The following is a 13886-nucleotide window of genomic DNA, read 5'->3' as shown; positions in this document are numbered from 1 at the left end:
GGCGGTGCTGCATCACCAGCCGGGAACAATGGCAGTACAGGAGGCAAGCGAGGCTTACCTCCCGACTGCTTAACAGGATGATTTGACGGGACTAATGATTGACCGCCAGCAGTATCTGCCCATTACTTTGCTGCCCATTCACCCAACTGGTTTGGGTAGCTGATGGTGGCGCAAACGCACTCATGGCCTGCACAAAGCGGGCGACGTCGCTGTTGTACATCGTGCGGCCATCAGCGGTTTGAATCCGCTCGATCTGGTTATCCGTGCCGCTGCTGCCCGCGGTGTACCAGTCCTTGACGGTAAGCCTATCCGTACTGCCCAGTACCTGGATTTGCAGGTCCATACCTTGTTTGGAGAACCACAAATCAGTCTGATTGATGCCATTCAGCTGCAAGGTATCGGTATTGCCCACCGTGGCATCCTGATCGATGATCAAGTCCTGGCCGTCGCCACGGTTAAATACATAGCGGTCGTTACCGGCTTGGCCAATCAGCGTGTCATTACCTTTGCCACCGGTCAGCACATTATTGCCACGGTTACCGATAATCTGGTTATTCAATGCATTGCCAGTGGCATTGATGTTTTCTTCCCATAGCTTGATCGGTTCGATGGTGTAAATGGCATAAGCATTAGTGACATTGGCGTCACGGCGGAAATCTGCCAGCGAGATATAGCGCGTCATATCGCTGACCAGGCCCCGGCCCGAGTCGGCAATATAAAAGCCATTGATTGCGCCGCTCTTGGCATCGCAAGCCACGCCGGTCACAGTCACCACATGATTGGTGCTGCCGTCATCCAGATAAGCCGCATCGTTCCACAGCTTGCCACTGTTAACCGCAATAATGACACCGCGCCCACCCTTGATCAGGTTGGCAATGGCCTGTTCGTTATAACCAGCAATCAGACCATTACGAATGCCATAGCTATTGAGCAAGGCTTGCTGATCATAGGCGTTGCTGCCACCGCGCTGGTAGTCGGCTTTGACCGGATCGGTGACACACCATTTATTGTCTATCGCTCGCTGCACCACCTGGCCTTCGGTCAGTGCGATATTGGCCTGGGTAGTCGGGTTGGCAATGCTGGTCAGTGCGCAAGTGCCTCTGAAACCGGGGACGGCATTGCCCTGCATATAATCTAGCTCGTTGGCCTTGGGGTAGCCATACACCAGAATATCCACCCCATCGGCAATACCCTTTTCCGGCTTGGCAAAATCCAGCAAGGTCAGGTTTTCGACATGTTCACCCAAGGTATGGCTGATGCTGGCATAGACTGTATCCACCCCTTCACCAGCCAGCTCGACCACCTGATCCCCTGTGTTATCGACATAATAAATATCATTACCCAGGCCACCAATCATGGTGTCGGCCCCGGTGACACCATCCAGTATATTGTCCCGGCTATTGCCGATGATGCGGTTGTTCAGGCTATTACCGGTACCATTGATGGTATAGCCTTCCAGCAAGCGCAATTCTTCGATATTGGCATTCAGAATGTAATTGACGCTACTGATAACGGTATCGTAGCCCTCATTCTGCTGCTCCAGCACCACATCATTCACGCTGTTGACAATATAGGTATCGTTACCTTTTCCACCTTCCATGCTGTCGGCACCGGCACCACCATCAATATAATCATTGCCAATGCCGCCAATAATGGTGTCGTTCCCGGCACCACCGTACAGGAAATTATTATCACGCGTCCCTGCTGGCAATGCTGCTTCGTTATTGGCTACGCCACCAATAATCAAATCATCGCCATCGCCACCATAAATTACATCATCGCCAGCGCCACCAAACAGCCGGTCGTTACCGGCCTCGCCATACAGCCAGTCATCTCCCCCACCCCCTTGCAACTCATCGTTGCCGGTACCGCCCCATAACTGGTCATGACCCAGCCCGCCTATCATCAAATCATTGCCGGCCCCGCCATACATCACATCATCATCAGTTTCGCCAGCCGCTAGGGTCTGCTTGGTATCATTATCTGGAGTGAACCCCAGCATGATGTCATCGCCATCACCGCCCCACATGCGGTCATTACCCACGCCGCCAAACATCTTGTCGGCACCGCTGCCACCATCCATGACATCGTTTCCCTCACCGCCATTGAGCTCATCGTCGCCGCTGCCACCATCCAGATAATCCTGGCCCAAACCGCCTAGCAGTAAGTCATTGCCCGCCCCGCCAAACAACACATCATCGTCGCTTTCACCTGGGGCCAGGGTTTGTTTGCTGTCGTTACTTGGGGTGAAGCCAAAAAGCAGGTCATCACCATCGCCGCCATTCAGCACATCATTCCCCACCCCGCCAAACAGCTTGTCATTACCGGCCCCCCCATCCAGCACATCATGGCCACTCCCTCCATTCAACTCATCATGGCCATCCCCGCCTGTCAGGGTGTCGTTCCCTTCCTGCCCCAATAGAAGATCATTACCACTGCCACCATCCAGCAAGTCATTGCCGGCACCGCCATCCAGCTCATCATCGCCTTCTTCGCCATCGAGGTGGTCATCCCCGGCATAGCCCAACAACACATCATTACCGGTGCCACCCCATAAATTGTCGTTGCGATCCGACCCGCCCATCATGTCGTTGCCACCACTGGCATAAAAATTCTGGATCAAACCCAAATTGAAATACTTGCCATTGTATTGCACATAATAATTGATATCGAAACTGTCATTACCTTCGGTACCAATCAAATTACGCTGGTCACTGGAAATCTTGATTTGGCCAGGGGCCCAATCAATCCACAAGCTTTTAGCGACCCAGAAACGATTGTCGGTATTACGCAGCGTGGCATAGTTGCTGCCTAATGCAGCAGGCAGGGTAGACGGGGTTTTTCGATCAGCAATGACAGCCGTACTTTGCGCCACGGTTTGCCCAACAGCCTGGCCTGCCGTATAAAACCCCACATCGCTGGCGCGGATGGCCTGCAAACCAAGCCCACTCAGCGCGCTGGCCAGGGTGATGTTTTCACCGGCCTGTGTAACACCATCCTCATTCCCATCCTGCCAGGCGGTCAGCCCATCCAGCTCGGCCCCGCTCAGTTTGCCGTCTTTATTACTATCGCGTGCCAGCAATTGCGCTGCCGATACGGCCTTGCCATTACTGTCCAGCACTCGGAAAGTTTGTTTTGCAATGGATGCAGCATTATCGGTGGCAATGGCTTTGCTTTCGTAGAAAGCGCCGATGGGGTCGTAGCCAAAATGGTAGGTAGGTGTAGTAAAGGTAGGGCTGCTGTATACCAATTGATAGGTGGAGAAACTACTGTAATCACGCCAGATGGAATCCAGCATACTGCCTTGGCCATACAGATAGCGCATTTGCCGGTCAGCATTCAACAGGTCGGCAAAGGAGTTGCCCGTGGAAATATGTTGGTCGATACGGCCATCACGGTTACTGTCATAACCATAATCGAATCGATCCCAAAATCCATCTGCATTGTTATCTATTTTTGTTTCAGAGTTATAGCCATCTACAGATTTTATTGAAGTGATAGAGTCAACTTTTCCGTCCAGGTTAGTATCTTTTAGAAGCGTGACTGTGTTTCCACTTTGCTCCATCGTGCAACTGTAGGCGGGCTTATCAACTTCCTTGACGATGCACGTCGGTGGTTGGTTGGGTATTGTGGAGGGGGTCAAGGTAATCACTGTTGATTCATTTGGTGTATATAACTTCCAAATGTCCCCGGTACGTTCCACTATTGCTGTTGTTTTCTTGTCTGCATTCTGAAAAACAACGACATTCGGTTCTTTGCCCAAGCCCGTCCACGGCTTTCCGGTCGCTTGGGAAAGTGGAACCGTGGCCATCTTAAAAGAACCATCATTGAGTGCTTTTTCTAGACCGGCTGCTATATAGAGCGCACGCTCTATGCCATTCATCAGGTGTGTATCCAGGATGCTTGTGCTTCCAGCAAATCCCAGCAATGCTACGGCAGCACCACCACTCATTACACTCACCAAGCCGATAATAAATGGAATTGGGCTGGCGTCGGCAAGGTTGATAATGGATATTTCCTGACCAAGATGACTACCAGCTGCTGAAATCATGCTGCCATTGGAGCTGTAGTTGTAAAAGTCGCTGCCAATCTGGTTGCTATTGCCAGGTGCATAGCGTGCTTTGGCCAGTAGAAATCCTGCTGAGTTAGCTACCTTATTGGCACCCGGTGCATCAAAGCTGGCGCCGTTGATGTTAAACATCTGTGCCATCAACTGTGCAATCCCCCCACCCAAACTGTGTCCGGTGGTGAGAAGAGTATATTGGCCATCTTTTAATTTAGGTGCTATATAACGATCCGCCATGACTTTGGCTGTAAAGGCTGCTGCATTCTCAAATTGGTCATGCCACCCACCTGTGACAAAAGATTTATCAGCAGCAGCATCACCCCAAAACAGATTATCCGTGCCACGGTAGCTGACGACGACTTCTTTGGTGACATCATTGATATATGCCACTGCGAAGAAACCAGATGATTTCCCTTGGTAGTCAATTAATTTCCAATTGCCAATTTTTTCAGGTGGCTTATCTTCATAAGCAGCATTTGACAGGGTACTGAGTACGGCGTCACGGTTCAGGGTGCTGGTCATGGTTTATCTCCGGTCTGGACAAGGTCTACTGGGGGAAAGAAGGGGACTGGCTGGGCTGGGCTTTCTGCAAGGCTTTGAGCGCTTTTTCGCCTTGCTCTCGATAAAATGCGCGACTGCGCTGCTCGCTGGCTGTCATTGCTTGCTTCACCCGTTGCTGCCAGTTGTCGGGAAAAGTGATGCGATGTTTTAATTTTGACGAATTAGTGACTTCATCGTGATACAGCCAACTTGATGTTAACCACAACTCGGAAGTTGGGTCGGTGCAAGAAGTTCCTATGGTAATCATGCTGATTTGATTAAATATGTTTTTGTCGTAAGAAATTATTCCAATCCATCCAGAGCTACCGCTTTTATCCCAATACATCCACCCCAGCTCCTTGCCAGTTTGTGGGTCGGTTAGTGGTACTCGAACTCCAGCTCCCGGTAATGTGCTGCGCGGACGCATTAGCCGGTTCGCTGCACTAGCCAAAAATTCCGATGAAGTTTGACTTAGATCCAGCTCTACTAACGGCATCCTTGGGTCCCAGGGCAGCGGATTACGCTGCTGATCGAAATACACATCCAGCACACAGCGTACTTCGTCTTCACGGCAAGCTTGGCGGTTGCCCCCCCAACCGCAGGTGGCATAACTGGGCATCACGCGAAAGGCGACAGCATCGGCACCTTGCAACTCTTTCGATTCCCATTGCACCGGCATTTGAAAGCGCTGCGCAAAAGCGGGGGTGTAGACGTAGATATTGGGGTCTCGATCCATCACGCCACGGTGTCGAACAATGCGTGCTTCATAAGAAAATTTCGCTGCGGGTGGCTCGCTTTGCAGCATGGGCAAGGGTTCAAGTGCGTGAGCCGTGGCTGCGGTTAGCATGCAGGCCAGCGCTAGGCTCATGGCAGAGCGATAAGGGGGAAGGGCAAGACGGGACATGGGCTTTCCTTCGCCGAAGGGAATGGCAGTAAAACGAGAGGTAACACGGGCTGACCACGATACTGTGGCTGACTGTAGGGGTGAGTAATCGGGTGGGTAAACCTGTACTAGGGACAGGTAAATGGCATTAATGCAGATCTAGGGCGTGGGGCTGATGAAGTTGGATTATTTTCCCGAGGATTAATCCGGCAGACGGGTTGGGATCTTTCCCTTGCATGGCAAAATTTTGCAGGTTTCAGTACCGAAATGACTGGATAAGGCCCGCGCAAGTTGGCGTTGCCGGATGAGAATTACTCGGTGAGTACATGCCGCTTGCCTGCGCGCGCTGAGCTTGATGCAGTGAAATGGGTAGGTAGTGTGTTTGGTAGGGTTGTGCTTACGGTGTGTGCAATTTCACTTTTCCCCTGGATATGGTGTTACCGCGAGCGTCTGGGGATTGAATGCAGGTGTGGTGTTGAGGGCGAGGTACAGGCTGTGGAAGGGGGCTGGCGATAGCGTGTGCTTGGGCTGTTTATCCATGCGGTGAGATGGCTTAGCAGCGGCAAGGGTACTGTTGTGGGGGCTGGGGATGGCAAGAATGCGCGCAGCAGGTCCATCCAGACCTGCTGTGCAGAATGAGCGCAAGACTGCCTTAGCGCGGCAGTCCCAGCGCGTAGCGGATGACTTCGCGTTTGAGTGGGCCGGCTTTGTCGGCCAGTTTCAGCCCCAGTTTGCGCGCGGCCTTGAGCGGGCCAATTTCGTTGGCAAAGCCAAAGCAGAAGGCATCCATGCCGGTTTGCATGGCCAGGTTGGCCGGTTTGCGGCGGCGTTCGTAGGCTTTGAGCACGCTGATATCGGCAAAGTCGCGGCCTTCATTGACCGCCGTGCTGATGATTTCCGCCAGCACGGCTACATCCTGAAAGCCCAGATTGACGCCCTGGCCTGCCAGCGGGTGGATGGTGTGGGCGGCGTCACCGGCCAGTACCACGCCATCTTTGACATAGCTGGCGGCATGGCGGCGGGTGAGGGCGAAGGAGCCACGTGCCAGCAGCTGACGGATGCCGCCCAGCTTGGGCGGGAAGGTGGCGCTGAAGGCGGAAACCAGTTCTTCATCACTCAGCGCCAGCAGGCGCTTGACCTCGGTGGGGGTGTGATACCACACCAAGGAGGCATGGGGACCGGTGAGCGGCAGGAAAGCTTGCGGGCCGGTGGCGGTAAAGCGCTGCCAGGTGATGTCCTGCTGGCCATAATCCATTTCGCAACTGGCCACCAGCGCGTGCATGGGGTAATCCCAGCTGGTGATGCCGATGCCGGCAGCATCGCGCACTTGTGAGCGGGCTCCGTCGGCGGCCACTAGCAGGCGGGCCACCAGTACGGTGCCGTCTTCCAGCGTGACGCGCGATGCCTTGGGGGAGTAGACGATGCTGGCAATACGCGCGGGACAGAGATAACGGATGTCGTCTTTTTCTTGCAGGCAGGCGGTGGCGGCCAGTTGAACGATGCGGTTTTCCACGATGTGACCCAGTGCATCCACACCGGCTTCGGCAGCATCAAACAAAGTGCCGTTACGCTCGTTGTCTTCCCAAACCTGCATGCGGCGGTAAGGGGCGGCGCGCATGGCAAGAATGCGCTGCCAGGCTCCTATGCTGTCCAGCAGGCTGGCCGAAGCCGGGCTGATGGCCGATACGCGCAGATCGGGCGGCTGTGTACTGTCAAATGGCGGCGGAGCGCTTTGTTCCAGCACGGCAATTTTCAGGCCCTTGCCACTGAGGCTGCAAGCCAGGGCGCTGCCCACCATGCCCCCGCCCACGATCAAAATATCCAGATGTTCCATTGCTGCCCTCTTGTGGCGCGATGCGCCTGATTCTCGATTGCTTCCTGACGCGCGATTGTGGCAAAAGCCGGCGGCGGCTGCTTTGGTTTGGATCAAGGGTCTGCCTGTACCTGGCCTTGCCGTGTCAGCCTTTTTCACCGGAATACAGCGGGCGTTCTTCCAGCACGGCGCGCAGGCGCGGTGTGACATGCTGGATGAAGGCTTCGTATTTTCCCGGCAGGGGCTGGCGATAGGGGAATACCAGATATACCGGCCAGCTGCCGCCTTGCCAGCCGGGCAGCACCCGTACCAGGTGCCCGCTGTCCAGATAATGGCTGGCTACATAGTGCGGCAGCAGTGCCACGCCGTGGCCGGCAATCAGCCCGGAAATCAGCGAGGCGTATTGATCGCATACCAGCATGGGACGGGTGGTGATGGATTTGAGCTCGCCGTCTTTTTCCAGCCGCCATTCGCGGCCATACACGTGATGGCTGTTGAGCAGGATGCGGTGTCGGCACAAGTCATCGGGGGTTTCCAGCGGTGGCTCCTTGGCCAGGTAGTCGGGCGAGGCATAGGGGGCCTCCCAGACAAAGCCCAGCGGTTTGGCTACCAGCCGGTCGTCATGCACATTACGCGAGCGGATACAGAAATCCACGCCGTCGTTGATTGGGTCTTGCAGGCGGTTTTCCGCGCGTAGCTCCAGCTCCAGGCCGGGGTGGCAGGCGGCCAGCTCGGACAGCATGGGGGCCAGCAGGTATTGGGCGAAGGAGGCGGTGGCGCTAATGCGCAGCGGGCCTTCGATCAGCCCCTGCGCCTCTTCGATATCCGGGCTTACCTTGTCCAGCAACTCGCGTAATTGGCGGGCGTGCTTAGCCAGCCGGCGGCCGGTTTCAGTCAGTGCCACGCGGCGGGTATTACGCAATACCAATACCGTGCCCAGCTGTTGTTCCAGCTCTTTCACCAACTGGCTGATACGGCTTTTGGCACAGCCGATGTCATCGGCGGCGGCGGTAAAGCTGCCTTTGCGTGCCAGCGCATCAAAAGCCAGCAGGGCATCGGGCGTGGGGGTGCTACTTGTTTTCATGGCAGAACAAAACGTGGGCAGGGAGGAAGTTTCTATGGGTTTTTAACGATATTAGCATGAGTAGTCGGACGAATTTTGAACAGTTAACAGAAAAAACCAGTGCTATACAGCGCACTTTCCATGTCTGATATACGCAGTGTCATCGGCAGGACGACGCAGTCAAAGGTGTGGGAAAATACCGGTCCAGGGCGCTGTGTCGCCTGTCGTAACAATTTATGGATGTGACATGCTGCCCACTTTCGCACTCAGTGCCGCCATGCTGCTGTGGGCCAGTGCCTTTATCGCCCTCAAAATCGTATTTGCCGTGTTTGACCCGCTGGCCGTTCTGTTTGCCCGCATGGTGCTGGCCAGTTGCTGCATTCTGCCGCTGTTATGGCAGCGGGGAGAGCGCTGGCGCTACCAGCGTGGTGACTGGCGCTGGATGCTGGCCATGGGTCTGGCTGAGCCCTGTTTGTATTTTCTGTTCGAGGCGCAGGCGCTGATGAATACCAGCGCGGCACAGGCCTCGGTCATTACCGCCACGCTGCCCTTGTTGACTGGGGTGGGGGCCATGCTGTTTCTGCATGAAAAGATGGGGCCGCGCAGTTGGCTGGGCCTGGCCATTTCCTTTGCCGGGGTGCTGTGGCTGACACTGGACAACCAGGCATCCGCCCAGGCCCCCCACCCGGTGCTGGGCAATGCACTGGAGTTTTGCGCCATGCTGTGTGCCACTGGCTATGTGCTGATTGCCAAGCGGCTGTCCTTGCGTTACTCCGCGCTGGCCATCACCGGCATGCAGACGCTGCTGGGCAGTGTCTGGTTTGGTGCCGCCTTGCTGACGCCATGGGGACACTGGCCGGTGAAGTTTCCGGTGCTGCCCAGCGTGCTGGTGGTGTATCTGGGCGTGTTTGTCACGCTGGGGGCTTATGGTCTGTATACCTGGGCGGTTAGCAAGATGCCGGTATCGCGGGCATCTGCCTTTATCAATCTGATTCCACTGTTTACCGTGATGCTGGCCTGGCTGCTGCTGGGTGAAACCTTGGCTGCGGCCCAGTGGCTGGCCTGTTTGCTGGTGTTGGGCGGCGTGTTGCTGGGGCGGGAGCGGCCGGCGAACGTGCAGGCTGAAGGTTAAGTTTGGTAAAAACTAGTCGATATGACGAGTAGCAGTAGTCGGCGGCGTGCGCGCTGCCGATAGCAAGGGCGGTGATGGCGACCGGACCAGCATATAAAGAGAACAGGCAAGCCAGCCGGCAACACTACCTGGGCAGGGTGAGTGAAAACGGCATCTCTTACCAACAACAGGATGCAAGGCGTGATGAACAAAACATGGCAGATCCGTTCGCGGCATGCGGCGGCAGTATTACTGGGGGGGTGTTTGCTCGCGGCAATGGTACAGGCAGAGGAAAAGGCCGCTGCACCTGCTGAACACGGCAAGCCGATTGTCTTGCCGGGCAAACAGGCTGCATCCGCTGCGGCCGAGAGCCCGACCAAAACCATTGTGCTACCGGGCAAGCTGGCCGCTTCGATGGCGGCCGCCCGCGCCAAGCCCAAGGAACCGGAGACCCTGCAGCCCGAGGTCAAGCAGTCCGCAGCGCCACAAATCAAGACCCCGCTTGGCCCCAGCCCCGAAGTGCATGCACCGGGCGGTGCTGTGCATGAGGCCAGACGCAGCGCCAAGCCACGCCGGGCAAAACCCAAGCCAATGGTACGCAAGCCGGAGGAGAGCAGCCACGACGAGCACGGCCATGGCTCCGAAGCGCAACAGGTGCGTGCAGCCGTAACCACCATCCTGCATGACAACAGCGATTACATGGCGCACCACAAGGCAGCCTATTTCAAAACCTTTGCCGACAAGCAGACACCGCGCGCAACCGTGGTGACCTGCTCTGATTCGCGGGTACAAAGCGAGGTAATGGACAAGGGGGCGGTCAATGACCTGTTCATGGTGCGCGATATCGGCAATCAGTTGGCCACGGCCGAAGGCTCGGTGGAATATGGCGTGCGCCATCTGCACACCCCGCTGCTGATTTTTGTCGGCCATGCTGCCTGCGGTGCCATCAAGGCCGCCTCGGCAGATTACGGCAAGCTGGAACCGGCGATTCGCAAGGAACTGGCCACCATTAATATCCCGCAAGGAATCGATCCTACCGATGGTGCGCTGCTGAATGTGAATAACCAGGTGGAAAGCGCCATCCTGAAATTCTCCGGCGAGGTGGAAGCTGGGCATCTGGCCATCCTGGGGGCGTTCTACGATTTCCGTAACGATCTGCACCAGGGCGCAGGCAAGTTGATCATTACCAATCTGAACGGTGAAACCGACCCGGGAAAAATCCGCGAGCTGATGAAGCAGGGCCAGTATTTCAAGTACAGCTTCATGCGCTGATTCAAGTGTGTATCCCCGGCTCATGCCGCCACCGCCTAGTCTGGCGCTGGCGGTTTTTTCATGCTTGGCCCGCTTCCATGTAAGTACCGCGCTACACTCAGGCAGGCCGCTCATTGGCGCACGGCCTGATTGCCTGGCCTGTTTGCTACCTTCTTTTGGCTTGGCGCAAAACGATCCGAAAACAAAAAGAGTAATCTGGCCTTAATTAATAAATTTCCTCGCAAATAAAGGTATTTTTATTGTTTGTCGGACAATTTCATTTGCCTTGTTGTAGTGCATTAATTACAGCAGGCAGGGCGGAATATTCAGTCAATCATATTATTCATATTGCTTGAATGGCAGGTGAATAAACTGAATGTCATGATGCCCGGGACGGATTTCTTTCTTTGTTATTGGAGTCGTGTCATGTCGGTATCCTCATTGGAACAACTGGATGCGCTGGTAGCGCGCGTCAAACAGGCCCAAGCGGCTTTTGCCGAATTTTCCCAACAGCAGGTGGATGTCATTTTCCGCAGTGCGGCGCTGGCCGCAGCCGATGCGCGCATTCCGCTGGCGCGCATGGCGGTGGAAGAAACCGGCATGGGGGTGATGGAGGACAAGGTGATCAAGAATCACTTTGCCTCCGAGTACATCTACAACAAGTACAAGGATGAAAAAACCTGCGGCGTGCTGTCGGAAGACGACAGCTTTGGTACCATCACCATTGCCGAGCCCATTGGCATCCTGTGCGGTATCGTGCCCACCACCAATCCCACTTCCACCGCTATTTTCAAGGCGCTGATTGCGCTGAAAACCCGCAATGCCATTATCTTCTCGCCGCACCCGCGTGCACGCCGCTCCACTTGCGAAGCCGCCCGGCTGGTACTGGATGCAGCGGTGGCTGCCGGAGCGCCCAAGGACATCATCGGCTGGATCGACGAGCCTAGCGTGGAGCTATCTAATGCGCTGATGCAGCACCCGGACATCAACCTGATTCTGGCCACCGGCGGCCCCGGCATGGTGAAGGCCGCCTATTCCTCCGGCAAACCTGCCATTGGCGTGGGGGCGGGCAATACCCCGGCGGTGATCGACGAAACCGCCGACATCAAGCGCGCGGTGGCTTCCATCCTGATGTCCAAGACCTTCGACAACGGCGTGGTGTGCGCGTCCGAGCAGTCGGTCATCGTGGTGGACAGCATTTACGAGGCCGTGCGCGAACGCTTTTCGCGCCATGGCGGTTACATCCTCAGCGCGCAGGAAACCGCTGCTGTCGCCGGTGTCATTCTCAACCGTGGCAATCTGAATGCGGCCATTGTCGGCCAGAGCGCGGTGAAGATTGCCGCCATGGCCGGTATCACCGTACCGGCTGATACCAAGGTGCTGATTGGCGAGGTGAGCGATCTGAGCAATGACGAAGCCTTCGCCCACGAAAAACTGTCGCCCACCCTGGCCATGTACCGCGCCCGCGATTTTGCCGATGCTTGCGACAAGGCAGCGGCACTGGTGGCGCTGGGTGGCATTGGCCATACCTCGGCGCTGTATACCGATCAGGACTTGCAAGGCGAGCGCATCCGCACTTTTGGCGACAAGATGAAAACCGCGCGCATCCTGATCAACACCCCGTCCTCGCATGGCGGCATTGGCGATTTGTACAACTTCAGCCTGGCCCCGTCGCTGACGCTGGGCTGCGGCTCCTGGGGTGGTAACTCCATCTCGGAAAACGTCGGCCCCAAACACCTGATCAACAAGAAAACCGTGGCCAAGAGGGCGGAAAACATGCTGTGGCACAAACTGCCCAAGTCCATTTATTTCCGTCGTGGCTGCCTGCCGGTAGCACTGGAAGACCTGGCCGGCAAAAAACGCTGCCTGATCGTGACCGGGCAGTACCTGCTGGAGCATGGTTTTGTTGACGAGCCGGTGCGCCTGCTGAAAAAAATGGGCCTGGAAGTGGAGGTGTTCTTTGAAGTGCCTGCCGACCCGACGCTGGCGGTGGTGCGCAAGGGGGTTGATCTGGCCCATGCCTTCCAGCCGGATGTGATCATGGCGTTGGGCGGCGGCTCGCCGATGGATGCCGCCAAGATCATGTGGGTGATGTACGAACACCCGGAAGTGCATTTTGCCGATCTGGCACTGCGCTTCATGGATATTCGCAAACGTATTTACCAGTTTCCCAAGCTGGGTGGCAAAGCCATGCTGGTGGCCGTGCCCACCACATCTGGCACCGGCTCGGAAGTCACCCCGTTTGCCGTGGTGACCGACGAAGTGAGCGGGGTGAAATACCCGATTGCCGACTACGAACTCACCCCGCACATGGCCATCATCGATGCCAACCTGGTGATGGACATGCCCAAGTCGCTCACCGCCTTTGGCGGTATTGATGCGGTCACCCACGCGCTGGAAGCCTATGTGTCGGTGATGGCCAACGAATACTCCGACCCGCAGGCCCTGCAAGCCCTGAAACTGCTGAAAGACTACCTGCCTTCGGCCTATGCCAAGGGCGCTGGCGATCCGAAAGCACGCGAACAAGTGCATAACGCCGCCACCATTGCCGGCATCGCCTTTGCCAACGCCTTCCTGGGCGTGTGCCACTCCATGGCACACAAGCTGGGCGCGGAGTTCGGCCTGGCACATGGCCTGGCCAATGCCTTGCTGATCAGCAATGTCATCCGCTATAACGCCGCTGATATTCCGACCAAGCAAACCGCCTTCAGCCAGTACGACCGGCCCAAGAGCGTGGAGCGTTATGCCGAGATTGCCCGCCATCTGGGCTTGGAGGCCAGCCGCGATCACGAACGGGTGGAAAGGCTGGTGCAGTGGGTGGATGAGCTGAAGCAGACACTGGACATTCCCATGTCGATTCAGGCTGCCGGGGTGGGCGAGGCGGACTTCCTCGCCAAGGTGGACAAGCTGGCCGAGGCCGCCTTCGATGACCAGTGCACCGGGGCCAATCCGCGCTATCCGCTGATCAGCGAACTCAAGCAGTTATTGCTGGACAGCTACTATGGCCACGCCTGGTGCGAAGCCCATTTGCGCGAGGCCGCCAGCGACACCGCCGTGGTGCGCAAGCCCAAGGGCAAGCTCAAAGCGGTATAAAGCTTCAGCACATTGTCACACCGGCCCGGAGCATGCTTCGGGCTTTTTTATTGCCAGCACAGCAAG

Annotated in this window: 7 protein-coding genes; 3 read left to right on the top strand and 4 right to left on the bottom strand. The window is 56.3% G+C overall.

The annotated features are described in order from the left end of the window. Positions 1-91 precede the first annotated feature (91 nt). The 4 genes from ACODR9_RS13120 to ACODR9_RS13105 form a co-directional block, all read right to left on the bottom strand. Positions 92-4588, bottom strand: a complete 4497-nt coding sequence (locus tag ACODR9_RS13120; RefSeq protein ID WP_488809783.1) for a Tle-like phospholipase domain-containing protein — start codon at positions 4586-4588, stop codon at positions 92-94. Between the two features lie 25 nt (positions 4589-4613). Continuing rightward, on the bottom strand, positions 4614-5510 hold the full coding sequence (locus ACODR9_RS13115) for a hypothetical protein (protein WP_488809782.1): 897 nt from the start codon (positions 5508-5510) through the stop codon (positions 4614-4616). A 631-nt stretch (positions 5511-6141) separates the two neighbouring features. Next, positions 6142-7323, bottom strand: a complete 1182-nt coding sequence (locus ACODR9_RS13110) for an FAD-dependent monooxygenase (RefSeq protein ID WP_488809781.1) — start codon at positions 7321-7323, stop codon at positions 6142-6144. A 124-nt stretch (positions 7324-7447) separates the two neighbouring features. Further along, on the bottom strand, positions 7448-8386 hold the full coding sequence (locus tag ACODR9_RS13105; RefSeq protein ID WP_488809779.1) for a LysR family transcriptional regulator: 939 nt from the start codon (positions 8384-8386) through the stop codon (positions 7448-7450). A 226-nt stretch (positions 8387-8612) separates the two neighbouring features. On the opposite strand from ACODR9_RS13105, the gene ACODR9_RS13100 reads away from it, so the two are divergent. The 3 genes from ACODR9_RS13100 to adhE all read left to right on the top strand — a co-directional run bounded on the left by ACODR9_RS13100 (position 8613) and on the right by adhE (position 13820). After that, positions 8613-9497, top strand: coding sequence for a DMT family transporter (locus ACODR9_RS13100; protein WP_488809777.1), 885 nt, complete (start codon positions 8613-8615; stop codon positions 9495-9497). A gap of 183 nt (positions 9498-9680) precedes the next feature. Next, the gene (locus tag ACODR9_RS13095; RefSeq protein ID WP_488809776.1) at positions 9681-10748 is read left to right on the top strand and encodes a carbonic anhydrase; all 1068 of its coding nucleotides are present in this window, start codon (positions 9681-9683) and stop codon (positions 10746-10748) included. 405 nt (positions 10749-11153) lie between these two features. Next, positions 11154-13820 (top strand): bifunctional acetaldehyde-CoA/alcohol dehydrogenase, encoded by a 2667-nt coding sequence (adhE, locus tag ACODR9_RS13090; protein WP_488809775.1) that lies wholly within the window; start codon positions 11154-11156, stop codon positions 13818-13820. The last annotated feature ends 66 nt before the right edge of the window (positions 13821-13886 follow it).

The organism is Aquitalea sp. FG25 (assembly GCF_057809375.1).
This window is presented reverse-complemented; position numbering and strand designations above follow the sequence as displayed.